Annotated in this window: 29 protein-coding genes and 1 other RNA gene; 18 read left to right on the top strand and 12 right to left on the bottom strand. The window is 67.7% G+C overall.

Translation table 11 applies throughout. The annotated features are described in order from the left end of the window. Window positions 1-37 precede the first annotated feature (37 nt). Together AC07NF_RS19740 and serB are read right to left on the bottom strand one after the other, a co-directional pair. Window positions 38-703, bottom strand: coding sequence for an HAD family hydrolase (locus AC07NF_RS19740; RefSeq protein WP_494630179.1), 666 nt, complete (start codon window positions 701-703; stop codon window positions 38-40). Then, entirely contained in the window at window positions 700-1578 is an 879-nt protein-coding gene (serB, locus tag AC07NF_RS19735) for a phosphoserine phosphatase SerB (protein ID WP_494630176.1), read from the bottom strand. The genes AC07NF_RS19740 and serB overlap by 4 nt, the downstream gene beginning before the upstream one ends. Here serB and miaA point away from each other — a divergent pair. Beyond that, a complete protein-coding gene (miaA, locus tag AC07NF_RS19730; RefSeq protein ID WP_494630174.1) occupies window positions 1559-2452 on the top strand; it encodes a tRNA (adenosine(37)-N6)-dimethylallyltransferase MiaA in 894 nt (297 codons plus the stop codon). The genes serB and miaA overlap by 20 nt on opposite strands. Here miaA and AC07NF_RS19725 read toward each other — a convergent pair. Then, on the bottom strand, window positions 2439-2960 hold the full coding sequence (locus tag AC07NF_RS19725; protein ID WP_494630172.1) for a hypothetical protein: 522 nt from the start codon (window positions 2958-2960) through the stop codon (window positions 2439-2441). The genes miaA and AC07NF_RS19725 overlap by 14 nt on opposite strands. A 117-nt stretch (window positions 2961-3077) precedes the next feature. Between AC07NF_RS19725 and AC07NF_RS19720 the strand changes: the two genes are divergently transcribed. Further along, on the top strand, window positions 3078-3578 hold the full coding sequence (locus AC07NF_RS19720; RefSeq protein ID WP_494630169.1) for a CinA family protein: 501 nt from the start codon (window positions 3078-3080) through the stop codon (window positions 3576-3578). On the opposite strand, the gene AC07NF_RS19715 is transcribed toward AC07NF_RS19720, so the two are convergent. Beyond that, window positions 3575-4642 carry a serine hydrolase domain-containing protein gene (locus tag AC07NF_RS19715; RefSeq protein WP_494630166.1) on the bottom strand — a complete coding sequence of 356 codons (1068 nt, stop codon included), beginning with the start codon at window positions 4640-4642 and terminating at the stop codon, window positions 3575-3577. The genes AC07NF_RS19720 and AC07NF_RS19715 overlap by 4 nt on opposite strands. 173 nt (window positions 4643-4815) lie before the next feature. On the opposite strand from AC07NF_RS19715, the gene AC07NF_RS19710 reads away from it, so the two are divergent. The 5 genes from AC07NF_RS19710 (at window position 4816) to AC07NF_RS19690 (ending at window position 9052) form a co-directional block, all read left to right on the top strand. Continuing rightward, on the top strand, window positions 4816-4863 hold the full coding sequence (locus AC07NF_RS19710) for a hypothetical protein (RefSeq protein ID WP_024265762.1): 48 nt from the start codon (window positions 4816-4818) through the stop codon (window positions 4861-4863). Window positions 4864-4976: 113 nt separating this feature from the next. Further along, on the top strand, window positions 4977-6782 hold the full coding sequence (locus tag AC07NF_RS19705) for an acetolactate synthase 3 large subunit (RefSeq protein WP_494630163.1): 1806 nt from the start codon (window positions 4977-4979) through the stop codon (window positions 6780-6782). A gap of 42 nt (window positions 6783-6824) precedes the next feature. Continuing rightward, window positions 6825-7382: an acetolactate synthase small subunit gene (ilvN, locus tag AC07NF_RS19700; protein WP_454759230.1), complete on the top strand. Its 558-nt coding sequence runs from the start codon at window positions 6825-6827 to the stop codon at window positions 7380-7382. A gap of 3 nt (window positions 7383-7385) precedes the next feature. Further along, window positions 7386-8225 carry a hypothetical protein gene (locus AC07NF_RS19695; RefSeq protein WP_494630158.1) on the top strand — a complete coding sequence of 280 codons (840 nt, stop codon included), beginning with the start codon at window positions 7386-7388 and terminating at the stop codon, window positions 8223-8225. A gap of 77 nt (window positions 8226-8302) precedes the next feature. Further along, window positions 8303-9052: a hypothetical protein gene (locus AC07NF_RS19690; RefSeq protein WP_492817192.1), complete on the top strand. Its 750-nt coding sequence runs from the start codon at window positions 8303-8305 to the stop codon at window positions 9050-9052. Window positions 9053-9055: 3 nt separating this feature from the next. On the opposite strand, the gene AC07NF_RS19685 is transcribed toward AC07NF_RS19690, so the two are convergent. After that, on the bottom strand, window positions 9056-9964 hold the full coding sequence (locus tag AC07NF_RS19685) for an AraC family transcriptional regulator (RefSeq protein WP_494630153.1): 909 nt from the start codon (window positions 9962-9964) through the stop codon (window positions 9056-9058). 187 nt (window positions 9965-10151) lie between these two features. On the opposite strand from AC07NF_RS19685, the gene AC07NF_RS19680 reads away from it, so the two are divergent. From AC07NF_RS19680 to AC07NF_RS19645, 8 genes are all read left to right on the top strand, one after another. Next, window positions 10152-10304 (top strand): hypothetical protein, encoded by a 153-nt coding sequence (locus AC07NF_RS19680; RefSeq protein ID WP_492817188.1) that lies wholly within the window; start codon window positions 10152-10154, stop codon window positions 10302-10304. Continuing rightward, a complete protein-coding gene (locus tag AC07NF_RS19675; RefSeq protein WP_492817186.1) occupies window positions 10301-10543 on the top strand; it encodes an Atu4866 domain-containing protein in 243 nt (80 codons plus the stop codon). Before AC07NF_RS19680 ends, AC07NF_RS19675 begins: the two co-directional genes overlap by 4 nt. A 5-nt stretch (window positions 10544-10548) precedes the next feature. Beyond that, window positions 10549-10913, top strand: a transfer-messenger RNA (tmRNA) gene (gene ssrA, locus AC07NF_RS19670). Between the two features lie 200 nt (window positions 10914-11113). Next, entirely contained in the window at window positions 11114-11593 is a 480-nt protein-coding gene (locus tag AC07NF_RS19665) for an SspB family protein (protein WP_494630147.1), read from the top strand. 13 nt (window positions 11594-11606) lie between these two features. Then, window positions 11607-12080, top strand: a complete 474-nt coding sequence (locus tag AC07NF_RS19660; protein WP_494630144.1) for a PaaI family thioesterase — start codon at window positions 11607-11609, stop codon at window positions 12078-12080. A gap of 12 nt (window positions 12081-12092) precedes the next feature. Further along, the gene (locus AC07NF_RS19655) at window positions 12093-12866 is read left to right on the top strand and encodes a C13 family peptidase (RefSeq protein ID WP_494630141.1); all 774 of its coding nucleotides are present in this window, start codon (window positions 12093-12095) and stop codon (window positions 12864-12866) included. 79 nt (window positions 12867-12945) lie between these two features. Then, window positions 12946-15114, top strand: a complete 2169-nt coding sequence (locus tag AC07NF_RS19650; RefSeq protein WP_494630138.1) for a serine hydrolase domain-containing protein — start codon at window positions 12946-12948, stop codon at window positions 15112-15114. Window positions 15115-15207: 93 nt separating this feature from the next. After that, the gene (locus AC07NF_RS19645) at window positions 15208-15594 is read left to right on the top strand and encodes a hypothetical protein (RefSeq protein ID WP_291870179.1); all 387 of its coding nucleotides are present in this window, start codon (window positions 15208-15210) and stop codon (window positions 15592-15594) included. On the opposite strand, the gene AC07NF_RS19640 is transcribed toward AC07NF_RS19645, so the two are convergent. From AC07NF_RS19640 to AC07NF_RS19625, 4 genes are read right to left on the bottom strand one after another with little or no spacing between them, the layout of a single operon-like run. Continuing rightward, window positions 15562-15951: a RusA family crossover junction endodeoxyribonuclease gene (locus AC07NF_RS19640; protein ID WP_494630132.1), complete on the bottom strand. Its 390-nt coding sequence runs from the start codon at window positions 15949-15951 to the stop codon at window positions 15562-15564. The two genes, AC07NF_RS19645 and AC07NF_RS19640, sit on opposite strands and share 33 nt — an antisense overlap. Before the next feature lies 1 nt (window position 15952). Next, window positions 15953-17134 carry an acyltransferase family protein gene (locus AC07NF_RS19635; protein ID WP_494630127.1) on the bottom strand — a complete coding sequence of 394 codons (1182 nt, stop codon included), beginning with the start codon at window positions 17132-17134 and terminating at the stop codon, window positions 15953-15955. A 20-nt stretch (window positions 17135-17154) separates the two neighbouring features. Further along, window positions 17155-17694, bottom strand: coding sequence for a DUF1697 domain-containing protein (locus AC07NF_RS19630; protein ID WP_494630124.1), 540 nt, complete (start codon window positions 17692-17694; stop codon window positions 17155-17157). Continuing rightward, on the bottom strand, window positions 17695-18015 hold the full coding sequence (locus tag AC07NF_RS19625; protein ID WP_494630122.1) for a YbjQ family protein: 321 nt from the start codon (window positions 18013-18015) through the stop codon (window positions 17695-17697). A gap of 94 nt (window positions 18016-18109) precedes the next feature. On the opposite strand from AC07NF_RS19625, the gene fumC reads away from it, so the two are divergent. The 3 genes from fumC to AC07NF_RS19610 are packed head-to-tail and all read left to right on the top strand — an operon-like array spanning window position 18110 to window position 20353. After that, on the top strand, window positions 18110-19501 hold the full coding sequence (fumC, locus tag AC07NF_RS19620) for a class II fumarate hydratase (protein WP_492817168.1): 1392 nt from the start codon (window positions 18110-18112) through the stop codon (window positions 19499-19501). After that, entirely contained in the window at window positions 19501-19965 is a 465-nt protein-coding gene (locus AC07NF_RS19615) for a GNAT family N-acetyltransferase (protein ID WP_494630120.1), read from the top strand. Before fumC ends, AC07NF_RS19615 begins: the two co-directional genes overlap by 1 nt. Next, entirely contained in the window at window positions 19949-20353 is a 405-nt protein-coding gene (locus tag AC07NF_RS19610) for a DoxX family protein (RefSeq protein WP_494630116.1), read from the top strand. Before AC07NF_RS19615 ends, AC07NF_RS19610 begins: the two co-directional genes overlap by 17 nt. On the opposite strand, the gene AC07NF_RS19605 is transcribed toward AC07NF_RS19610, so the two are convergent. The 3 genes from AC07NF_RS19605 to AC07NF_RS19595 all read right to left on the bottom strand — a co-directional run bounded on the left by AC07NF_RS19605 (window position 20350) and on the right by AC07NF_RS19595 (window position 22423). Continuing rightward, window positions 20350-20736, bottom strand: coding sequence for a YccF domain-containing protein (locus AC07NF_RS19605; protein WP_492817162.1), 387 nt, complete (start codon window positions 20734-20736; stop codon window positions 20350-20352). The two genes, AC07NF_RS19610 and AC07NF_RS19605, sit on opposite strands and share 4 nt — an antisense overlap. A gap of 85 nt (window positions 20737-20821) precedes the next feature. Beyond that, window positions 20822-21412: a hypothetical protein gene (locus AC07NF_RS19600; RefSeq protein WP_494630113.1), complete on the bottom strand. Its 591-nt coding sequence runs from the start codon at window positions 21410-21412 to the stop codon at window positions 20822-20824. After that, window positions 21413-22423, bottom strand: coding sequence for a polyprenyl synthetase family protein (locus tag AC07NF_RS19595; RefSeq protein WP_494630111.1), 1011 nt, complete (start codon window positions 22421-22423; stop codon window positions 21413-21415). It abuts the gene before it with no gap. Window positions 22424-22505 lie beyond the last annotated feature (82 nt).

The raw sequence follows: 22505 nt of genomic DNA, 5'->3' as shown, positions 1-22505 counted from the left end.
TCGCCATTTCGGCGAGCCGCTCAACTCGTGGAGGAGCCTAGACCGGCGCCTTCAGCAGATCCAGCACGTGGTGCAGGCTGTCGGCGATGTGGACGCACTTGTCGTGCATCTCCTCGTTGGGATCGAGGATGTCGGGGACCATCACCGTCATCATGCCGGCCGCGTGGGCGGCGCGGACGCCGGGGTGGCTGTCTTCCAGCGCCAGGCAGTGGGCCGGGTCGACGCCCAGGCGCTCGGCGGCCAGCAGATAGGGATCCGGGTTGGGCTTGTGCTTGGTCACGTCCTGGTGGGCGACCACCGCGTTGAAGCGGCTCAGCAGGTCGAAGCGCCCCAGATACTTCTCGACCGCGACCATGCCGTTCGAGGTGGCGATGCCGCGCGGAATGCCCAGGTCGTCCAGATAGTCCAGGATCTCGATGACCCCGGCCTTCAGCTTGGTCTCGGCCTCCAGCAGGTCCTCGACATCGGCCCAGACCCGCTCGAAATAGGCCTGGACCGGGAATTCCTCGCCGTACAGCTCGCGCAGCATGACCCCACATTCGGGCGTCGTCTTGCCCACCATCGAGGCGTAGGTCTCGCCGGTGAATTGAACCCCGAACACCTGGCCCGCCTCGATCATGGCGGCGCGGTAGACGATCTCGGTGTCCAGCAGCAGGCCGTCCATGTCGAACACGACGGCGTCTACCCGGCGGGGAAAGCTCACTGGTGGAAGTCCTCGGTCTTGTAGCCCTGGAAGTAGAGCAGCGTGGTCAGGTCGGTGTGGTCGACTTTCGCATCCGCCTGGGCGGCCACGATCGGCTTGGCGCGGTAGGCGACGCCCAGGCCGGCGGCCTCGATCATCGCCAGGTCGTTGGCGCCGTCGCCCACGGCCAGGGCGTCGGCCGGGGTCACGCCCAGGTCCGCCGTCTCTTCGTTGAGGGCCGCCAGCTTGGCTTCCTTGCCCAGGATCGGATCGCCGACCTGGCCGGTCAGGGCGCCGTCCAGTTCGATCAGCGTGTTGGCGCGGTTCAGGTGGAACCCCGCCGCCTGCGCCACCCGGCTGGTGAAGAAGGTGAAACCGCCCGAGACCAGGGCGCAGCGCGCGCCGTGCTGGGCCATCGTGCGGACCAGGGTCTCGGCGCCCGGGTTCAGCCGAACGCGCTGGTCGTAGCAGCTCTGCAGCGCCTCGACGCCCAGGCCCTTCAGCATGCCGACCCGCTCGCGCAGGGCGCCTTCGAAGGCCAGCTCGCCGCGCATGGCGCGCTCGGTGATCTCGGAGACCTGCTCTTTCACCCCGGCGAAGTCGGCCAGCTCGTCCAGGCACTCGACGTTGATGATCGTCGAGTCCATGTCGGCGATCAGCAGGCGCTTCTTGCGGTTTTCGACAGGTTGGATCGCGAAGTCGACCGGCAGGTCCGCCAGCTCAGACTTCAGCGTCTCCAGGTCGCCGCCCTCGATGAAGAAGTCGGCGGCCAATGGCCCCAACGCTTCACGACGGCTGGACAGCCTGGCTTCGACGCGCGACACGGCTTGTGCGTATGCGTCGGGGTTCGCCCCAACGATGGTGAGGACGGTCGGAATGGTGTTGAGTTCGGACATCGCGCCCCGCATCTGGCTGATCGCGGGGCCGACCGCAAGCGGCAAGTCGGCCTATGCGCTGGATTTGGCGCAGCGGATCGGCGGCGAGATCGTCAATGCCGACTCGATGCAGATCTATGCCGGCCTGCGTGTGCTGACCGCTGGCCCCTCGTCGGAAGAGACCGCCCGCGCCCCGCATCACCTGTTCGAAGTGGTCGACGCCGCCGTCGGCTGGTCGGTCGGTCGTTGGCAGGAAGCGGCCATCAAGGCGCTGGCCGAGATCGAGTCGCGCGGCAACCCGGTCATCATCGTCGGCGGCACCGGCCTCTATTTTCGCGCCCTGACCCATGGCCTGGCCGATGTGCCGCCGGTGCCCGAGACCCAGCGCGAGATCTCTGGCCTGCTCTACGCCGCCCGAGGCGAGGAAGAATTCCGCGATATCCTGAAACCCCTCGACCCCGAGGCCGAGGCCCGCATCGAGGTGGGCGACCGCCAGCGCCTGGTCCGCGCCCACGCCGTGGCCATCGCCACCGGCAAGTCGCTGACGTCGTGGCAGACCGACACCAAGCCGGCCATCGCGCCGGGCGCCTGGAAGGGCGTGGTGCTGGATCCGCCGCGCGCCGACCTCTACGCCCGCTGCGACGCGCGGCTGTCGATCATGGTCGAGCAAGGCGCCCTGGACGAGGTGCGGGCCATGGAAGCGCGCGGCCTGGACCCTTCCCTGCCCGCCCTCAAGGCCGTCGGCTATCGCGAGTTCGCCGCCCACCTGCGCGGCGAGACCACCTTGGATCAGGCCCTGGACGCCGCGCGGCAGGAAACCCGCCGCTACGCCAAGCGCCAGCTGACCTGGTTCCGCAACCAGACGCCGGACTGGGAGAAGGTCAGCGTTCCGTGATCGTCACGCCGGTGCGGGTAAGGCGCGGCTTGATGGCCAGCTGATAGTCCTCGTCGAACATCTGGTCCTTGATCCGGTCCAGGGTCGCGATCACCCGATCCTCGGCCGCCGTCACCGGCTTGGCGAAGACCTCGCAGGCCGTGCCGGTCGGCAGATCGGTCTGGCCGTTCTCGATCGCCTGCAGCGGCTTGGTCGCGCCCTCCTCGCAGCCGAGGAAGCCCGAGATCGAATAGAAGCAGAGATCGCGCTGCAGGTAAGACTCGATGACCCAGGCGCACGGGATGGCCGACACGGTCACGCCCTCCGGAGTCGCCGGAATCGCGCCCGGCTTGGCGATGGTGCGCAGGAAGATCTGGTAGCGCACCACCACGTTCTCGATCCGGCCGCCCTTGGCCAGGGTCAGGGGCTTGGCCTTCTGCGCCACCGGGGCCAGCCGTTGCAGCTGCGGCGGCAGGGGCGCGGCGGGGGCGGTCGCGGCCGGTGGCGGCGGAACGTCTTGCAGCAGCACGAAGGTCTCCAAGGTTGAGCTTGGCCATGATGAGCACGCCCGCTCAATCTTGGCGATAGCCGCTGTTTGCAGACCCGCGACTTGCGCCTATGGAGGGGTCAACACCAAGGAAGCCCGATGTCCGACCTCAACGCCCTCGCCGAACGCGTCGCCGCCGCCCTGATCGCTCGCGGCGAGACCGTCGCCATCGCCGAGTCCTCGGCCGGCGGCCTGATATCGGCGGCGCTGCTGGCCGTGCCGGGCGCGTCGAAGTTCTATGTCGGCGGGGCGGTCGTCTATACGGCGCGGGCCCGCCTGACCCTGATGGACATCCCGCAGAAGGCGATGGATGGCCTGCGCTCGGCCAGCGAGCCCTATGCCGTCATGCTGGCCCGCGTGGCCCGCAAGAACCTGAAGGCCAACTGGGCCCTGTCGGAGACCGGCGCGGCCGGCCCCGACGGCAACCGCTATGGCGACGCGCCCGGCCATTGCTGCTCGGCCGTGGTCGGAGAGGAGGTCTCGGTCAGCGCGACTCTCGAAACCGGCAGTGACCACCGCCCCGCCAACATGCAGGCCTTCGCCGCTTTCGCGCTGGAGCAGCTGGCCCAAACCCTCGAGAAAGAGACGCTGGAGGCTTAGGCCACGGCGAACAGGCTGTAGGCGAACTCGTCCATCGCCTTCTGGGTGATGCTGGTATTGTTCAGCAGCACGACGGTGGTCTGGTCGTCGAAGCGATGGGCCAGCACCGAGCGGTAGCCGGCCGTCCGTCCGGTCTCCCAGGCGAAGACGCGCGGGAAGCCGTCGGCGAACAGGCTCTTCACCCGACCGCCCAGGGCGTAGTCCTGATCGGGCCAGCCCACGCTCAACAGCGCCTTCTTGCTGGTCGGCGACAGGAACGGGCCGTCGAAGACCGCGTGAGCAGCCTTCAGCAGGTCGCCCGCCGTGCTGACATAACCGCCGCTGGCCGCGAAGAACGGGAAGCGGTCATTGGCCTGGCGGACCAGCGGCTCCAGCGTCCGGTACGAGATGGCGACGTCCGCCGGATCGACCGGCGCGGTGTGGGTCAGGCCCAACGGCCCGGTCAGCAGCTCGGCCATCGCCTGCGCATAGGCCTTGCCGGTCACCGCCTCGACGATCGCGGTGATGATCACCCAGTTGGTCAGGACGTAGTCGAACTTCGTTCCCGGCTCGAACGCCAGATCGCCCGAGCACCACAGCTTCACGGCCTCCCCGGTCGTGAAGCTCTTCTTGAACAGGTCCGGATCGGGGTTGGCCTTGGTCCAGGTCGCAAAGCCGTTCGGGATGCCGCTGATGTTGGTCAGCAGGTGGCGCACCTTGACCTTGGCGCCCGTGTCGGCGCGGTAGTCGGGCAAATAGGTCGAGATCGGCGCGTCCAGATCCAGCTTCCCCGCCTCGACCAGCTTCAGCAGCGCCGTCGAGGTCAGCCATTTGGAGATCGAGGCGATCGCATAGGGCGTGCCCAGTGTGGCGGGCTTCTTGGCCTCAATGTCGGCGAACCCGATGGTCCGCGAGTAGATCGGCTTGCCGGCCTTGCCGATCAGCACCACGCCCTGGAACGGCTGGATACGGAGGAAAGCGTCGACCGCCTTGTCCGCCGCGCCCCCTGACAGCACCGTCGCCGATGCGTTTTCGACCAGACCCAGAGCAGCCGCTCCGGCCAAGAATTCACGCCGTCCGAACACTCAAACGCTCCTCGATTTCAGGAGCGCGACCGTGGCGGGGAAAACCTGCCCCTGTCACGTGAAGTTTCGGTAAGACCCACCGCCCGGGAAAGGCACATCCTTGCGGCAAACCGCGCCTTGACGCTCCGACTGGCGCATGTCATGACCCCTTTCGTAGCTTTGGAGCAAGACTCGTGCGCAAAACCATGATCGTACTTATGGAGCGGCCGTTCGCGGGGTGACCTAGAAGTCACGTCGTAGCTCGGTCGCGCGCGCAAAGGTCCTTCGGGACCTTTTTTCTTTTCCGCCTACCACCAGTCCAGCTTTCCGCCCCCTCCCTCACCGGACCCCTCCCATGACCGCCCACCAGACCATCGAGAGCAAGGCTCCCGCCGACACCGCCGATCGCGCCATGACCGGCGCCGAGATCGTGGTTCGCGGCCTCGTGGACCAAGGGGTCGAGGTGCTGTTCGGCTATCCGGGCGGCGCGGTCCTGCCGATCTATGACGCGCTGTTCCACGAGCCGCGCCTGCAGCACATCCTGGTTCGCCACGAGCAGGGCGCGACCCATGCCGCCGAAGGCTACGCTCGCAGCTCGGGCAAGCCGGGTGTCGTGCTGGTCACCTCGGGTCCCGGCGCGACCAACGCCATCACCGGCATCATGGACGCCCTGATGGACTCGATCCCGATGGTCGTCATCACCGGCCAGGTCCCCACGCACCTGATCGGCACCGACGCCTTCCAGGAAGCCGACACCGTCGGCATGACCCGCTCGTGCACCAAGCACAACTACCTGGTCAAAGACGTCCGCGACCTGCCGCAGATCATCCACGAGGCCTTCAAGATCGCCACCACCGGCCGTCCTGGCCCGGTGCTGATCGACATCCCCAAGGACGTCCAGTTCGCCAAGGGCGAATATTACGGCCCCACCGAGGTCGCCTCGACCCACGCCTATGCGCCGAAAACCAAGGGCGACGCCAACCGCATCGCCGACGCGGCCAAGCTGATCGCCGGCGCCCGCCGCCCGATCTTCTACACCGGCGGCGGCGTCATCAACGCGGGTCCCAAGGCCAGTGAAGCGCTGCGCGAGTTCCAGGCCCTGACCGGCGCGCCGGTGACCTCGACCCTGATGGGCCTGGGCGCCTTCCCGGCCGCCGATCCGGCGTGGCTGGGCATGCTGGGCATGCACGGCACATTCGAAGCCAACAACGCCATGCACGACTGCGACGTGATGATCTGCGTCGGGGCCCGCTTCGACGACCGCGTCACCGGCCGCCTGGACGCCTTCTCGCCGGGCAGCAAGAAGATCCACATCGATATCGACGCCTCGTCGATCAACAAGAACGTCCGCGTCGACCTGCCGATCGTCGGCGACGCCGGCTCGGTCCTTGAGGACTTGATCGCCGCCTGGAAGGCCGGCGGCCACCAGCCCAACAAGGCCGCCCTGACCGACTGGTGGGCCCAGATCGACCAGTGGCGCGCCCGCCAGTGCCTGAACTACCGGCGCTCCGAGACGGTCATCAAGCCGCAGTACGCCATCGAGCGCTTGTACGAGCTGACCAAGGACAAGGACGTCTACATCACGACGGAAGTCGGCCAGCACCAGATGTGGGCCGCGCAGTTCTTCCGCTTCGAGGAGCCGAACCGCTGGATGACCTCGGGCGGCCTGGGCACCATGGGCTACGGCCTGCCCGCCGCCCTGGGCGTGCAGCTGGCCCATCCTGGTTCGCTGGTCGTCGACATCGCCGGCGAAGCCTCGATCCAGATGTGCATCCAGGAGCTGTCGACCGCGATCCAGTTCGACCTGCCGGTCAAGATCTTCATCCTGAACAACGAATGGATGGGCATGGTCCGCCAGTGGCAGCAGCTGCTGCACGGCGAGCGCTACAGCCACTCGTATTCGGATAGCCTGCCCGACTTCGTGAAGCTGGCCGAGGCCTATGGCGCCCACGGCATCCGCTGCTCGGACCCGGCCGAGCTGGACGCCAAGATCCTGGAGATGATCAACAGCGACAAGCCGGTGATCTTCGACTGCCGCGTCGAGAAGCACGAGAACTGCCTGCCGATGATCCCCTCGGGCAAGGCCCACAACGAGATGATCATGGGCGAGGTCGAGGACATCGGGAACGTGATCGGCGAGGATGGGGCTGGGTTGGTCTAAGCCCCCTCGCCCTTCCCCGTTCCTTTGGCATAGAAGCGATCCATGACCGCCAACGTCCAACCCGCTCCCGCCTCGGCCTACGACCTTAGCCCCACGGGCCAGGTCGAGCAGACCGCCACCTTCGCGCTGCTCGTCGATAACGAGCCCGGCGTCCTGCACCGCGTCGTCGGCCTGTTCGCCGCGCGGGGCTACAATATCGAGAGCCTCACGGTCGCCGAGACCGATCGCAAGGCCCACACCAGCCGCATCACTGTGGTGACCCGCGGCACACGCCAGGTGCTGGAGCAGATCGAGGCCCAGCTGAACAAGGTGGTCAACGTCCGCCGCGTGCACGACGTGACCCGCGATCCCAACGGCGTCGAGCGCGAGCTGGCCCTGGTCAAGGTGCGCGGCTCGGGCCCGGACCGCGTCGAAGCCCTGCGCATCGCCGAGATCTTCCGCGCCAAGCCGGTCGACACCACGCTGGAAAGCTTCGTGTTCGAGATCTCGGGCGCGCCGTCCAAGATCGACAAGTTCCTGGACCTGATGCGCCCGCTGGGCTTGGTGGAACTTTCCCGCACGGGCGTCCTTTCCATCGAGCGGGGCGTCGAAGGGATGTAGGCGATGAGCGGCTTGGCAGGACTGATCGCGGGGCTGGCCCTCGCCACCGTCCAGCAGGCCCCGCCGCCGCCCGCGCCCTTCCCTGACCCGGCGACCTGGTGGTCGCCGGAGGTCCCGCGCCCGCCGTCAGAACTCGAGCCGCTCTACAACCGCCGCCTCGGCCGTGACGAGCGTCCCATTCCCATCGACAACGGCGTCGAGCCCCTGCTCTACCGCCTGTGGGGCCTGCCACCGTTGCAGAGCCAGGTGCTCAAGCGCGGCGAGCTGATCCTGGAGGTCTGGGCCCGACCCGCGCGCGGCGTGCGCCAGGCCGTGGTCCGCGTCACCCTGCGCCGCGACGGCCGCGCCTTCGTCCAGGCCCGCGCGGGCCTGGGCTGCTGCACGCCCGAGATCGGCCGCCGCGTCGACGTCAACGCCGAGCTCGCCGAACCCCAGATCGCGCCGCTGAAGGCTCTGCCCGCCAACCCGGCCTGGGGCCAGCCACGCTCGGTCATCGTCGACTATGGCGGCGGGGCGGTGTCGGCCCTGTGCGTCGACGGCGTCTCGTGGGACGTCACCCTGCTGGTCCCCGGCCAGGCTCGCCACCTGCGCCGCGCCTGCGACGATGCCGAGGTCGGCTCGATCGCCGCGATCCTGTCCGCCGCCCTGGGCGCCGCCGCAGGCCGCGACCCGCGCTTCGACGCCGTGCTGCCCCGAGGCGCGGACTTCTCACGGCAGCAGCGGGCCTATGACGACCTGATCGCAGGCGGCGGCGTGCTCAAGGCCGGGGAGTCGAACCGTGCGCAGCCGCCCGCCGTGCCGATCGCGCCGGACACGGAAGCGGAACAGCCATCGCTAGAATAGCGATGTGACACAACTCACAGCTTTATTTCGATAACTCTGTTATCGCTTCTCCCCACAACGATCCTGGGAGGGACGCCATGACAACTCGCACCGCTTACGTGTTCACGATCGCCTTGATCGCCGCCCTCGGAGCGACCACGGCCGCCCTGGCCCAGGCGACACCACAAATCGCCCTCGTGCCGGCCAATAAGCCGCCGGCCGTGCCGGAGGGTCTGAAGGTCACTTGCGGAAGGGGCGGCGGCCCCGAAACCACGACCTGTCCGGTGATCAAGTACGAAGGCTTCACCACATGGGCCTTCAGCTTCCTGGACAACCGCGAGGCCTATGGCTTCGTCACCTATGACGCTTCCGGCAAGGTGGTGAAGAACGTCACGCGCAACGGTGACCGCTACGTCTACAAGATGGAAGTCGATCGCAACGCCAAGACGGTCGGCGTATGGGGCCAATACGACAGGCGGATCGACATCGCCTGGTCCGACCTGCCGGAAACGCCGCAGCCGTGGATCGAAAGCGTGCCGGTCCACTTCGCGCCAAAGCCGCCGGAAGGCATGAAGGTCACTTGCACCAAAAGCGCTGGCGGTCCCGACAGCACGACCTGCCCGGTCATCAACTATCACGGCTACCAGACTTGGGTGTTCAGCTTCCTGGACAACCGCAACGCCTATGGCGTCGTCACCTATGACGGGAAAGCCCATGTTCTGAAGAGCACCATCCTTTCCGGCGATCGCTACGTCTACAAGATCGACGTCGACACCAAGGCCAGGACGATCGGCGTGTGGGGCCAATACAATAAGAAGCTCAACATGCCCTGGGCGGATCTGCCCTAGGCCTCAGGCCCCGGCCATCTGCTCGGGCTGTTCACGCAGGCGCGCCACGTCTCGCAACGGCGGCGCGCCGAACAGCCGGGCGTATTCGCGGCTGAACTGCGAGGGACTGTCATAGCCAACCGTATGGCCGGCGGTGGCCGCATCCAGGCGCTGGATCAGGATCAGCCGCCGCGCCTCCTGCAGGCGGATCTGCTTCTGATACTGCAGCGGCGACAGCGAGGTCACCGCCTTGAAGTGCTGGTGCAGGGCCGAGGCGCTCATCCGGGCCTCGTCGGCCACGGCGTCGATGCTGAACGGCTGGTCGAAGTTGCGCTTGATCCAGCCGATGGCGCGATTGACCTGACGCAGGCGGCCGTCGCGGCGGGCGATCTGGGCCAGGCGCGGGCCCTGCGGGCCGGTCAGCAGGCGATAGAGGATCTCGCGCTCGATCAGCGGGGCCATGATCGCCACGTCGTCGGGCGTGTCCAGCAGGCGCACCATCCGGCAGACGGCGTCGAACAGCTGCGGCGTCATCGCCCCCGCCGACATGCCGCCGACCAGCGGCGCGGCGGCGTCCAGCCGTGCGGCCAGGCCCGCCTCCATGATCATCTCGCTGATCAGGTTGGCGTCCAGCACGATGCGGAAGCTGAGATAGGGCTGCTCTGGCGAGGCCTCGATCACCCGGCCGGTCACCGGTACGTCGATCGACGACAGGAAGAAGTTCCGCTCGTCATATTCGTGGGCGACATCGCCGACCAACACCTGCTTGCGGCCCTGGGCCAGCACGCAGAAGGACGGGTCATGCAGGGCGTGCGACGGCTCGCTGGGCGCGTGCAGCCGGTACAGGTTGACCCTGGGGCAGCAGGTTTCGACCGGGCCTTCTTCCGGCGCGAATCGTTCAATCAGGGCGGCCAGCGCCTCGCGCGTGCTCATGGCTTTTCTCTTGTTGGAACGAGGCTATTTGTACGCCTTGCACGATCCTCCGTCACGCGACGCCGTTCGCTTCCGGAGAAATGTGCAATCATGCCGGAGCATCGATCTACCGGCTGGACGACCCGGCGCCCCATAGTGGCCTCGTTCCGCTTCCCGATGCGGCCAACCCCAAAATCAGAGCTCTGCGATGAGACGCTACACGCCCCGACGCGGCGTGACGGCTCCGCGCTGGTTCGTCGCCGCCCTACTGGGCGGGACGGCAGCGCTGACGGCCGCCACCGCCGCGCTCCCCACTGCTACGCCCGCCCCTGCCGCCACCGCCTGGAGGATCGCCCCATGACAATGATGTCCGCCATCGTTCCCCACATCCCGGTCGCCGGCGTCTGGACCTCGCCCGACGGCCACATCTCGCTGGAGCTGCGCGCCGACGGCCGCTTCATCGAGACCCGCGACGACTTCGCCGACGTCTTCACCGGGGTCTATGTCCTGGTCGGCGAGACCTTGAAACTGTTCGAGGATCGCGGCGCCGTCATCAGCGGCACGCTGGTGGATGGCCGCCTAAGCCTGGGGACAGCTTAGGCCGCGCCCTTCCCTTGGGGGGACGAACCCCCTATATTGGAACTGTCCGACCTCGGTCGGACTATGGGGATAAACGCGCACGTAATAAGCGGACTGGACCCGGGTGCGATTCCCGGCGGCTCCACCAATCTCTCCCAAGTTATCATGGGACTGCATGGGGCCGATCAGCATCGACAGACGTGTAAAGGTGTATGCTTTCTCTCGGCTTGATCCACCGTTCCGGGTCATTTTTCTAAATGCGAACGATAACTTCGCTGAAGAGTTCGCCGTCGCCGCGTAATGCGGTGCAGGTGAATTCGCCTCTTAAGTCCTAGGGGTTCAGATCCCTAGGCGGGGCCCGGAGGGAGCCTGCCAACAGAATCCCTCCACTTCACTGCATTGCCGAGGCTCCCTCCTCTTTCTTCAAGAGGGGATGCGGGAGCCTGCCAACAGAATCCCTCCACTTTCCTCACATCGCTGTGAATGACATCGATTGCGCTCCGCCGGAATCGATAGCCACCCGCTTTGCGCGAGGCCGCTGACAGGTTACGTTCGGAATCTCGTTTCCAGTTCGAAGTACCCACCCAGCGCATGTCCCAGACCGAACCGCCCGAAGACCTCATGCAGTACGAGGCCATGGCCCAGGACGCCCTGCGCGGCGTGGTCAAGGCGGCCCTGAAGAAGGCCGCCGCGCCCGGTGGCCTGCCCGAGCCGCACCACCTGTACATCACCTTCAAGACCAAGGCGGCCGGCGTCTCGGGTCCTCAGGACCTGCTGGGCAAGTACCCGGACGAGATGACCATCGTCCTGCAGCACCAATATTGGGACCTGGCGCCGGGCGAGACCTTCTTCTCGGTCACGCTGAAGTTCGGCGGCCAGCCCAAGCGCCTGTCGGTGCCTTATGCGGCCCTGACGCGCTTCTATGACCCGTCGGTGCAGTTCGCCCTGCAGTTCACCGCCCCCGACGTCATTGAGGACGAGCCCGAGCCGGAACCCGAGGCCGAAGCGCCCGTCCCGACCGGCGAAGAGGGCCCCAAGATCGTCTCCCTGGACCAGTTCCGGAAGAAGTGAGCGCCCGTAAGCCATGAGCGATGTCGCCTCGGACGCTCCGCAGACCCTGACGGACGAGGCGATCCTCGCGCGCTTCCGCGCATCCAAGAGCCAGCCGACCGGATCCCAGACCCTGGGCTTCGAACTGCTGGCCGTGCGCCAGGCCGATCGTGAGGTCGAGGTCGGTTTCACGGCGCGCGCCGAGCTTCTGTGCAACCCGATGGGGCAGATCCAGGGCGGTTTCGTCTGCGCCATGCTGGACGAGTGCATGTCTGTCGCTGGCATGATCACCTCGGGCATGACCCACGTTGTGCCCACGCTCGAGATGAAGACCAGCTTCCTGCGCCCGGCCATGCCCGGCGCCCTGCGCGGCGTCGGCCGGGTGGTGAAGTGGGGCCGTACGGTCTGCTTCATGGAGGGCGAGCTCTACGACGGCGAAGGCCGGCTGTTGGCCAAGTCGACCGGCACGGCGATCCCGACGCCCTTCGCCAACTTCAAGAAGAAGTAAGGGGGCGGGCTCATGCGGAGAGCGGCGGCGGTCATCGGACTTCTGGCTTTGCTCTTCGCGCCGATGCAGCCCGCCCGCGCCGCCGGCCCGTTCTCGAACTGGACGGCCGTGGTGGTGGCCGGCGATTTCCACGCCCATTCCGGCGGCCCGACCGAGGCGTTCGACAACGCCCGCCGCGATGTCTCCAAGGCGCTGGTCGAGCTGGGTTTCGAGAAGGACGCCGTCCAGCAGTTCTCGGTACGCCCACAACGTTACCCCACCGACTCGCCGGGCAAGTCGGACGCGCGGACGATCTACGACGCCCTGCGGTTCAAGGCCGAGACCGCCAAGGCCGGGTGCCTGTTCTACATCAGCACGCACGGCAGTCCCGAGGGCGTGATTCTGGGCGAGCAGATGCTGCGCCCGCATCTGCTGGCGGCCATGCTGGACGACGCCTGCCCCGGACGCCCCAGCGTGGTGGTGATCTCCGCCTGTTTTTCGGGCGTGTTCATCCCGCCGCTGCAGAAGGGCGATCGGCTGATCCTGACCGCCGCCCGCCCCGACCGGGCCTCGTTCGGCTGCGGCGAGGACGACAAGTACCCGTATTTCGACGACTGCTTCCTCGCCAGCGCCCCCGGCGCCCGCGACTTCGCGGCCCTGGGCGCGGGCGTGCAGGCCTGCGTCGCCCGCCGCGAGAAGGAGACCGGGGCCGAGCCCGCCTCCGAGCCTCAGATGTGGATCGGTCCCGCCCTGCGCCCGATGCTGCCGCTCTACGCCTTCAACCGAAGCAAATCGAAGACACCGTGACCGGTGATCGGGTTTGACCCCAGCGATCAGCGCGTTACACCAAGTCTTGGAAGTTTCTGCTTCGACCTAGGGGACATCGTTGACGTCGCGCGTTTCGCTCGCGGCCGCCTTTTCGGCGGCCTTCATTGCCCTTTGGTCCTTGTCCGGATCGGAGGCGCTGGCGCAGGACGCTTCGCCGCCGCCTGCCGCGCCGTCCGAACCCGTCCTGAATGCTGCGCCGCGCCCCTATAACAGCCTGCGTCCGCGCCGCGTGCGCCCGCGTCCCGTGGCGGCCGCGGCTGCCACCGCCGCTGCTGTCACCGCCGCGCGTCCCGCCGCTGCTCCGGCAGCGCCGGCGGCTACGCCGGCCGCCGTCCCGCCGCCGGTCCAGACCGCTCACGCCCCTCTGCCCGGCCCCGAGTTGGAAGCCTTCGTCGACGGCGTCGTCCGTCGCGCCATGAGTCGCGACCACATCGCTGGCGCGACCATCTCGGTGGTCCAGAACGGCCAGGTGGTGCTGAAGAAGGGCTACGGCTTCGCCAACCTCGGCCAGCGCCGCCCGGTCGATCCGGACAAGACCCTGTTCCGCGTCGCCTCGATCTCGAAGACGTTCACCTGGATCGCCCTGATGAACGAGATCGAGGCCGGCCGCATGCGCCTGGACGGCCCGGTCAATGTCTACCTGCCCCAACCGCTGCAGGTGAAGGACCAGGGCAAGAAGACGCCCGTGCGCCTGAAGGACCTGATGACCCACACGGCGGGCTTCGAGGACCGCTCGCTGGGCCAGCTGTTCGAGCGTGACCCCAACCGCGTGCGCCCGCTGAACGACTATCTGCGTCAGGAGCGCCCGAACCGGGTGCGCGAGCCCGGCCTGCTGCCCAGCTATTCCAACTATGGCGCGGCCCTGGCCGGCGCCGCCCTGGTCAATGTGACGGGCAAGCCCTTCGAGCAGTTGGTCAGTGAAGAGATCATCCTGCCGGCCGGCATGAGCCACACGACCTTCCGCGAGGCCCGCCCGTGGAACGACCGCCTGCCCGCCCCGATGAACGAGGCCCTGGCGGCCGAGCTGTCGGACGGCTTCTCGTGGACCCAGATGGGCTGGAAGACCCAGCCGCGCGAGTTCATGGGCCAGGTCGCCCCGGCCGCCTCGGCGTCCAGCACGGCTGGCGATATGGCGCGCTACATGACCCTGCTGCTGAACGGCGGGACGATCGACGGCAAGACCGTGTTCTCGCCCAAGACCGCCCTGGCCTTCCGCACGCCGATGTACCGCCCCGCCCCGGAAGCAGCCGGCTGGAACGCCGGCTTCCAGGACATGGCTCTGCCAGGCAATCGTCGCGGCTACGGCCACGCTGGCGCGACGCTGTATTTCCACTCGAACCTGGTGATCGTGCCCGACCTGGGCCTGGGCATCTTCGTCTCGGTCAACACCGACAGCGGCGTGAACCTGCCCGCCAGCCTGCCCTCGACGATCATCGAGCACTTCTACGCTCCTGCCCCGGCCGTGCCGGCGGACAGCGCCATCAGCTACGACCAGGCCCGCGCCTATGAGGGTGACTATCTGACCACCCGCCGCGCCTATGGCGGGCTGGAGGGCTTCACCAACCGTATCGTCGGCCGCGCCAGTGTCCGCGCCACGCCCGAAGGCCGCCTGGCCATCACCGACGGCGGCGTCAGCACCCTGTTCAACGGCACCGACAAGCCCGGCGTGTTCAAGGCCGTCGACAGCGCCCTGACCCTGGTGTTCGACGCCAATGGCGACCGTCCCTCGCGCTTCTACGCCGCCCGCGGCTGGTCGACCTATGAGCGGGTCGGCTTCTTTCGCTCGGCCGGCCTGCTGGGCTGGACCGCTGTGATCGCCGGCTTCGCCTCTATCGCAACAATCCTGGGCGTGACGTTCCGCAACCGCCGCGAGGCTCGCCAGACCCCGGTCCAGGCGCGCGCCAGCCAGATGCAGACCATGCAGGCGGTGCTGTGGCTGATCTCGGCCGGCTGCATGGGCGTGTTCTCGGTCAAGGCCGCCGACCAGACCAATGTCTTCTTCGGCTGGCCCTCGGGCTGGCTGCTCAGCGGCTCGGCCTGCGCCCTGGTGGCCTCGGTGCTCAGCCTGCTGACCCTGGGCGTCCTGCCAATGGTCTGGCGCGGCGGCCGTCGCGTCGACAGCTGGAGCAGCGGCCGCAAGGTGGCCTTCACCTTCACCGCCCTGCTGTTCGTGCTGCTGGGCGTGCTGCTGGGCGCCTGGGGCTATCTGGTGCCCTGGGGCCGCTAAGAGACGCGTCCCGTCACGATCCATCGCTAGGCTCCGTTCGCGGCGCCCGCCTTGCAGAACTCTGTTCTGGGAGACGAGCGAGGGAGACGCGACGTGTCAAAACTGGACGGTTTGGCGTTTGGGGGAACGGGACTGGCGGCCTGGTCGGCGGCCACCCTGTTTTACGCCGCTTTCGGAGGGGGCCTCCTGGAGAGCGCCTTCTGGTTTTACGCACTCAACGCGTTCGCGGCCGCTGCAACGGTCACGTTCGCCTTCCAGGCGGTGGCGCGGCTGACGCACACGCCGCGCCGCCGCCGGTTGTTCCCGATGCTGTTGTTCTCGACGCCCGGCCTGGTCGCCGGCGCGCTGCTGATCGCGCGCTACGCCGAGATCATGCCCACCAGCGATCCAGCCAGCATCGGCCGCTACGGCGCGTTCCTGGCGGTGACCTACGTGGCCGTCGCCGCCTCACTCTTCGAGCGTGCGCCGCATAAGGTTTGAGGTCAGCTTCCGCACCTGGATGACGATCCGCTCGCGCTCGCCCGGCCGTCGCTCGACCAGCAGCCGGGCGACCTGGGCGTCGTCGTGGAAGGCATAGCCCTTGATGGCGTCCAGCAGGGCCTTGGCCAGGTTGTCCAGGTCCATCCACGGCGGCTCGCCGACATATTCCATGCCGATCTCGACGCTGAACTCGCCCCAGGCCGGGCGCGAGCCGCGCCAGGATTTGCGGAAGAACTCGTAGATCAGCGGCTTGTAGTACTTGCCCTGGGTGGTCAGGCCGTCGACCACGATGGTCAGCTCGCCCCCGGCCTCGCGGGCGCGGACCTTGCCGTGATGGGTCCAGTCGTCTTCGAGCAAATCAGAGCCTCAGGTGGATCCCGCGCTTGTGCAGGGGGATCAGGATCGCGGTGATGAAGGCAAGAACCAGAACCGCGCAGGCAAGGGAAGCCTGATAAGGGTCGGGCAGCACGCTCAGGGCCAGGGCGTTGCCGAAGCCCTGCGGCGAGGGGTTGGCCCCTGGCACGATCTTCAGGTCGCTGAAGATACCCAGCAGCTGGCACAGGATGAAGGCCAGGATCGCGTTCCCGCCCAGCACCTTCAGCACGTAGTCGAAGCCCAGGCGGCTCCGCGACCGCGCCACCATCTCGAAGCCGGCCAGGATCACGGTTGAGAGGCCGCTGGTGAAGATCGCGAAGCTGGGCGTCCAGATCTTCTTGTTGATCGGCATGACGGGGTTCAGCGCCAGGCCGATGACGACCAGAGCGACGCCCAGGATCAGCACCGGCATGAGGCCGCGCTGGCCCTGCGCCAAGCCGCGCATCATCACCCGCGCCGCCACAGCGCCCATCAGCACGTTGACGACAGCCGGCAGGGTCGAGAGCAGGCCTTCGGGGTCATAGGTGACGCCCAGCCCCTCAGTCGTCGCGCCCCGCCACAGGTGCGGGATCGTGAACACGACCCGATCCAGGAAGGCCGGCAGAGACTTGTAGGAATCCAGGTGTCCGGCGCCGAAGCCAGGAACCGGCACAAACGCCACCAGCAGCCAGTAGATCGCCAGCAGGACCACGGCCGCGCCAAACGTGGCGGCCATGTTGAAGACCAACTTGCCGCCCTCCCCGCGCCTAGCCGCCAGCACGCAAATCGCGGTGCCCAGCGCGTAGCAGACACCGATCCGTTGCAGGATGCCCGGCAGGCGCAGGTTCGGCAGGTCGAAATGGCCGCCCAGCAGGTTGATCACCAGGCCCAGCAGGATCAGCAGCCCGGTCCGCTTGGCGACCTTCAGCCAGAAGGCCGAACCGGCGCGGTCCTCGACCGTCATGCGCGGGACCATCAGCCCCACCGCCATGCCGGCGCAGAACAGGAAGGTCGGGAACACCAGGTCCGCGGCCGTAAAGCCGTGCCAGGCGGCGTGCTCCAGTGGCGGATAGACCTTGGACCACGAGCCGGGGCTGTCGACCAGGATCATGCCGGCGACGGCCAGGCCGCGCAGCAGATCCAGCGACACGATGCGCTGGCCGCCCGTGGACTTAGTGTTCGACATCGTTCCTCCCCCGAGGGTCCTCAGGCTTCCAGCATCTCGGCAAGCTTCAGCACGGTGTTCCAGTTGCGCGTGGTGCCGACCGGATTGCGCTCGGTCTTCTTCCAGTCTCGATCCAACAGCGAGTCGGCCATGCTGATCGGGAAATCCAGATAGAGCTCGCGCTCCGCGACCACGAAGCGCTCCGGCCCGGTGTTGGCCGCCCGCAGGATCTCTTCGTCGCCGTCCGGCAGCGGGGCCTTCAGGAAGTTGACGATCACGTGGCTGGGATGGTCCTGCGCTTCAGCCTTGAACGGATTGCCGTCGACGATCCGCCGCAGGTCCGCTGGCGAACGGACCATGAAGTCGGTGCGCAGGCCCATGCGCTTTTCGAGCGCGTCCTCGAGCTGCGCCTCCAGCGCCTCGCCGCCCTTGTGGTCGCCCCACAGCAGCAGGTTGCCGCTGGCCAGATAGGTCTTGGCGGTCTTGAAACGCAGATCTTCGGCGATGCCCAGCAGGTCCTCTTTCAGCACCTTGCGCTTGCCGGTGTTGATCGAGCGCGGCAGCGCGACGAACGCCGCCACCTACTCCGCCTCGACCCGTACGGCGGTCCCATAGGCCAGCACCTCGGTGATGCCCTCCATGATCTCGTTGGCGTCGTAGCGCATGGCCAGGATGGCGTTGGCGCCGACCTCCTGGGCGTGCTGCACCAAGAGGTCATAGGCCTCCTGCCGGGCCGTCTCGGCCAGCTTGGTGTAGATCGTGATGTTGCCGCCGAAGATCGACTGCACCGCGCCGCCGATATTGCCGATCACGCTGCGCGAGCGGACCGTGACGCCGCGCACCATCCCCAGGTGCTGGACGATGCGATAGCCGGTCAGGTCGTTGGTTGTCGTCACGATCATGGGGCGTCTCCTGAGCGTCTTCGCGCTTGCGAACATTGCCCTTCGCGCCCCCAAGGTCTAGACCGCGCTCGACCGTTTTTCCGGAGACCGCCGCATGACCGCCACGCGTACCGAGACCGATACCTTCGGCCCCATCGAAGTCGCCGCCGACCGCTACTGGGGCGCGCAAGCCCAACGCAGCCTGGGCAACTTCAAGATCGGCTGGGAGAAGCAGCCCCTGCCGGTCGTCCGCGCCCTGGGCATCGTCAAACGCGCCGCCGCCGAGACCAACTTCAAGCTGGGCAAGCTGGACGCGGGCCTGAAGGACGCCATCGTCCAGGCCGCCAATGAAGTCATCGACGGCAAGCTGAATGAGCACTTCCCGCTGGTGGTCTGGCAGACCGGTTCGGGCACCCAGTCGAACATGAACGCCAACGAGGTGATCTCGAACCGCGCGATCGAGATCCTGGGCGGCGAGATGGGCACCAAGAAGCCCGTCCACCCGAACGACCACGTCAACATGTCCCAGTCGTCGAACGACACCTATCCGACGGCCATGCACGTGGCTTGCGCGGAACAGATCGTCCACGACCTGCTACCGGCCCTGAAGCACCTGCACGCCGCCCTGGAAGCCAAGACGGCGGCCTGGGCCGACATCATCAAGATCGGCCGCACGCACACCCAGGACGCCACGCCCCTGACCCTGGGCCAAGAGTTCGGCGGCTACACCCAGCAAGTGGCCAACGGCATCGAGCGCATCGAGAGCACCCTGCCCAAGCTGATGCAGCTGGCCCAGGGCGGCACCGCCGTCGGCACCGGCCTGAACGCCCCGATCGGCTTCGCCGAAGGCGTGGCCGAGGCCATCGCCGCGATCACCGGCCTGGAGTTCACCACGGCTCCGAACAAGTTCGAGGCCCTGGCCGCCCACGACGCCATGGTGTTCTCGCACGGCGCCATCAACACGGTCGCCGCGTCCTTGTTCAAGATCGCCAACGACATCCGCTTCCTGGGCTCGGGCCCGCGCGCCGGCCTGGGCGAACTGGCCCTGCCGGAGAACGAGCCGGGCTCGTCGATCATGCCGGGCAAGGTCAACCCGACCCAGTGCGAGGCCCTGACCCAGGTCTGCGTCCAGGTGTTCGGCAACCACGCCGCCCTGACCTTCGCCGGGTCGCAAGGCCACTTCGAGCTGAACGTCTTCAACCCGGTGATGGCCTATAACTTCCTGCAGTCGGTCCGCCTGCTGGCCGATGCGGCGATCAGCTTCACCGACAACTGCGTGGTCGGCATCGAGCCGCGCATCGACAACATCCGTAAGGGCGTCGAGAACAGCCTGATGCTGGTCACCGCGCTGAACGGCCGCCTGGGCTACGACATCTGCGCCAAGATCGCCAAGACGGCCCACAAGAACGGCACCACGCTGCGCGAGGAAACCGTCGGCGGCGGCTATCTGACCAACGAAGAGTTCGACCAGTACGTCCGCCCGGAAAAGATGGTCTCGCCGGGCTGATGCTCCAACTGGTTCGTCTGTTCGACGAACTGCCGGACGGCTTCGACGACCTGGTCGCCGAGGCCTCCGGCGAAGGCGTGCGCAACATGGCTTTGCTCGCCGAGGGCTGGGCGAAGGGCGCACGCTTCCAGGGCGAGGGCGAGGCGATCCTCGCCGCGTTCCTGGTCGGAGAGTTGGCGGGAGTCGGCGCTATGAGCGCTGAACCCGCCGCGTCCGAGCCCGCGCGCCGCCTGCGCCGCTTCTACATCCGCCACGCCATGCGCCGCCGAGGCGTCGCCACTGCGCTGGCCTCCGCCCTGATCCACGAGGGCTTCGACAGCGTGGGCCTGCTGACGGTCAACGCGCAGGCCTCAGAGGCCGCCGGGCCGTTCTGGGAGGCGCAGGGGTTCGTGGCGGATACCAGCGGTCCGTGGACCCATGTGATGCGCCGGAACGTTGGCTCCGGCGATGCCGAACCCTCGTAGTCTCGCCCGTTTGCTGCTTGCCGCGATTTACGCGCCGTTTGGCGTGGTGCACGTGGCGGCGCCGCACGGCTTCCTGGCGATCATGCCGCCGGGCGTGCCGTTCCCGCGCGAGGTGGTGATCTTCACCGGGCTCTGCGAGATCGCCGGCGCGATCGGATTGCTGATCCCACAAACCCGTCGGCTGGCCGGGATCATGCTGGCGCTCTACGCCGTCTGTGTCTGGCCCGCGAACATCTGGCATGCCTTCAGCGGCGTCGCCGTGCCGCCGCTGCCCAGTTCGTGGTGGTACCACGGCCCACGTCTGCTGCTCCTGCAGCCGCTGTTCATCTGGGCGCCGCTGTGGGCAGCGGGGGTGATCGACTGGCCTTTATCGCGAAGAGCGACCTAGTCGACCCGGCGCACATCCCGGCCGATCGGGGCCAGGGCGATCTGGGCGAGTTGCAGGTCCTTGATCGCGAACGGGATGCCGATGATGCTGATGGCTTCACCGACGGCGACGATCAGGTGGCCAAGGGCCAGCCACCAGCCGGCCAGGATGAACCAGATCACGTTCAGCACCGCGCCCAGCGGGCCCGAGGCCAGGCCGGTCTCGCGGCGGACGATCTCCTTGCCGAACGGCCAGAGCGCGAAGCCGGCGATGCGCCAGGCCGCGCCCGTATAGGGCAGGCCGACGACGGTGATCGCCAGCAGCAGGCCCGCGATGAACCAGCCGATGGCCAGAGGCAGGCCGCCGCAGATGAACCACAGAACGTTCAGGATAAAGCGGATCATATGTTCCCAAGCCCCAAGAGTATCAGGCCCTAGACGTGGCCCCGCCCTCCCCTTCTGTGAAGGACGTTACGTCGAATTCACCGATCTACTTGATCAGCTGCCACCGCTTGGCCCAGCGGCTCTTGCCGATCGGCGCCAGGGCCAGGAGATAGATGCCGGCATAGATCACCGTGCCCACGCCGATCAGGGTCCAGGACCAGGGTCCCGGCATGTGCAGGGCCGGCGCCGTGGTGATCCAGTCGTGGCGCGGCGAGGTGAATTCCAGCCACAGGCCGCCGACCCAGATCAGGGCGAACAGGGCCACCACGGGATACCGCAGGATCGGGCTGCGCTGGACCAGCAGCACGGTCTGGACGAAGGCCGCCGCGCCCGTCGCGGCGAAACCGACCAGCCAGGTCCACCAGGGTCCGGGCACGAAGCGCGCGGCCCGCAGGCCGGCCCACAAGGGCGCCCACAGGATCGGTCCCAGCATGAGGATGACCAGCAGCCCGCCGACCAGGACGCCCACGCCGCCGCCGATCACCTTGCCGGCGGCCTCACCGGCTTCATGCGGGCGGATATTGGGGTCGCCGCCGGGGTTCTCCGGCGAGGTGGCGATGATCGTCTGCAGCCGCGGCAGGCGCTCGCCCGGCGCGACGGGGGGAAGCCCCTTGGGAGAAGACTTCCGCTTGAACATCTAGGCCCTGCGGCTGACGGCGAAGTCGGCCAGGTCTTCCAGCGCCTCGCGCCAGTCGCCCGCCGGGAAGATGCTCAGCGCCGTCTTGGCCTTGTCGGCATAGTCGGCGGCCAGATCGAGCGTGGCGTCCAGGGCGCCCGAGCCGACGATCAGCTCGCGGGCCCGGCGGAAGTCGGCCTCGGTCTGTTCGCGGCGACCGATCGCGCGCTCCCAGAACTCGGCTTCGCGCGGACCCGAACGGGCGATGGCCAGCAGCAGCGGCAAGGTGGCCTTGCCTTCGCGGAAGTCGTCGCCGGCGTTCTTGCCCAGGGCCTCGGTCGTGCCGCCATAGTCCAGGGCGTCGTCGACCAGCTGGAAGGCCAGGCCCAGGTTCAGGCCATAGGCCTTGAGCGCTTCGGTCTTGTCGGCGTCGACGCCGGCCGAGACCGCGCCGGCCTCCGAGGCCGCGGCGAACAGCTCGGCGGTCTTGGCCTGGATGATCTCCAGATAGACGGCCTGCGACAGGTTCAGGTCGTGGCTGCGCATCAGCTGCAGCACCTCGCCCTCGGCGATGACGCGGCTGGCGCGGGCCAGGATCTCCAGCGCCTTCATCGAGTTGGTCTCGACCATCAGCTCGAAGGCGCGGGCGAACAGGAAGTCGCCCACGAGCACGCTTTGCGCGGCGCCCCAGATCAGGTGCGCGGCGACCTTGCCGCGGCGCAGCTGGCTGCCGTCGACCACGTCGTCATGCAGCAGGGTGGCGGTGTGGATGAACTCGACCGCCGAGGCCAGCTTCAGGCAGTGGTCGTTGTCGGAACCGGCCAGGCGGGCGGCGGCCACGGTCAGCAGCGGACGCAGGCGCTTGCCGCCGGCGGCGATCAGGTGCTCGGCCAGGGCCGGGATGATCGGCACGTCGCTTTGCATGCGGTCGGTGATCAGGGCGTTGACGCCCTTCATGTCGGCCTCGGCGAGGCGCACGAGACGATCCACCGAGCCCGACTTCCGGGGGAGGGTCGCTGTCGCTGCGTCCAAAACCTTCTTCTCCTTCGGCCGGCCCCCCACGAACCATTGCGAGGGACAATGGTGGCGGGATAGGTCACGGTCAAGGCGAGCA

The organism is Caulobacter sp. GW821-FHT10A06, from assembly GCF_059415805.1.
This window is presented reverse-complemented; position numbering and strand designations above follow the sequence as displayed.

What these genes read in the sequence shown, in the direction of transcription:
- miaA (WP_494630174.1), top strand. Translation starts at nt 1,559, where the DNA reads ATGGTGTTGAGTTCGGACATCGCGCCCCGCATCTGGCTGATCGCGGGG.
- serB (WP_494630176.1), bottom strand. Translation starts at nt 1,578, where the DNA reads ATGTCCGAACTCAACACCATTCCGACCGTCCTCACCATCGTTGGGGCG.
- AC07NF_RS19720 (WP_494630169.1), top strand. Translation starts at nt 3,078, where the DNA reads ATGTCCGACCTCAACGCCCTCGCCGAACGCGTCGCCGCCGCCCTGATC.
- AC07NF_RS19705 (WP_494630163.1), top strand. Translation starts at nt 4,977, where the DNA reads ATGACCGCCCACCAGACCATCGAGAGCAAGGCTCCCGCCGACACCGCC.
- ilvN (WP_454759230.1), top strand. Translation starts at nt 6,825, where the DNA reads ATGACCGCCAACGTCCAACCCGCTCCCGCCTCGGCCTACGACCTTAGC.
- AC07NF_RS19695 (WP_494630158.1), top strand. Translation starts at nt 7,386, where the DNA reads ATGAGCGGCTTGGCAGGACTGATCGCGGGGCTGGCCCTCGCCACCGTC.
- AC07NF_RS19690 (WP_492817192.1), top strand. Translation starts at nt 8,303, where the DNA reads ATGACAACTCGCACCGCTTACGTGTTCACGATCGCCTTGATCGCCGCC.
- AC07NF_RS19685 (WP_494630153.1), bottom strand. Translation starts at nt 9,964, where the DNA reads ATGAGCACGCGCGAGGCGCTGGCCGCCCTGATTGAACGATTCGCGCCG.
- AC07NF_RS19680 (WP_492817188.1), top strand. Translation starts at nt 10,152, where the DNA reads ATGAGACGCTACACGCCCCGACGCGGCGTGACGGCTCCGCGCTGGTTC.
- AC07NF_RS19675 (WP_492817186.1), top strand. Translation starts at nt 10,301, where the DNA reads ATGACAATGATGTCCGCCATCGTTCCCCACATCCCGGTCGCCGGCGTC.
- AC07NF_RS19665 (WP_494630147.1), top strand. Translation starts at nt 11,114, where the DNA reads ATGTCCCAGACCGAACCGCCCGAAGACCTCATGCAGTACGAGGCCATG.
- AC07NF_RS19660 (WP_494630144.1), top strand. Translation starts at nt 11,607, where the DNA reads ATGAGCGATGTCGCCTCGGACGCTCCGCAGACCCTGACGGACGAGGCG.
- AC07NF_RS19655 (WP_494630141.1), top strand. Translation starts at nt 12,093, where the DNA reads ATGCGGAGAGCGGCGGCGGTCATCGGACTTCTGGCTTTGCTCTTCGCG.
- AC07NF_RS19635 (WP_494630127.1), bottom strand. Translation starts at nt 17,134, where the DNA reads ATGTCGAACACTAAGTCCACGGGCGGCCAGCGCATCGTGTCGCTGGAT.
- AC07NF_RS19625 (WP_494630122.1), bottom strand. Translation starts at nt 18,015, where the DNA reads ATGATCGTGACGACAACCAACGACCTGACCGGCTATCGCATCGTCCAG.
- fumC (WP_492817168.1), top strand. Translation starts at nt 18,110, where the DNA reads ATGACCGCCACGCGTACCGAGACCGATACCTTCGGCCCCATCGAAGTC.
- AC07NF_RS19615 (WP_494630120.1), top strand. Translation starts at nt 19,501, where the DNA reads ATGCTCCAACTGGTTCGTCTGTTCGACGAACTGCCGGACGGCTTCGAC.
- AC07NF_RS19610 (WP_494630116.1), top strand. Translation starts at nt 19,949, where the DNA reads ATGCCGAACCCTCGTAGTCTCGCCCGTTTGCTGCTTGCCGCGATTTAC.
- AC07NF_RS19605 (WP_492817162.1), bottom strand. Translation starts at nt 20,736, where the DNA reads ATGATCCGCTTTATCCTGAACGTTCTGTGGTTCATCTGCGGCGGCCTG.
- AC07NF_RS19600 (WP_494630113.1), bottom strand. Translation starts at nt 21,412, where the DNA reads ATGTTCAAGCGGAAGTCTTCTCCCAAGGGGCTTCCCCCCGTCGCGCCG.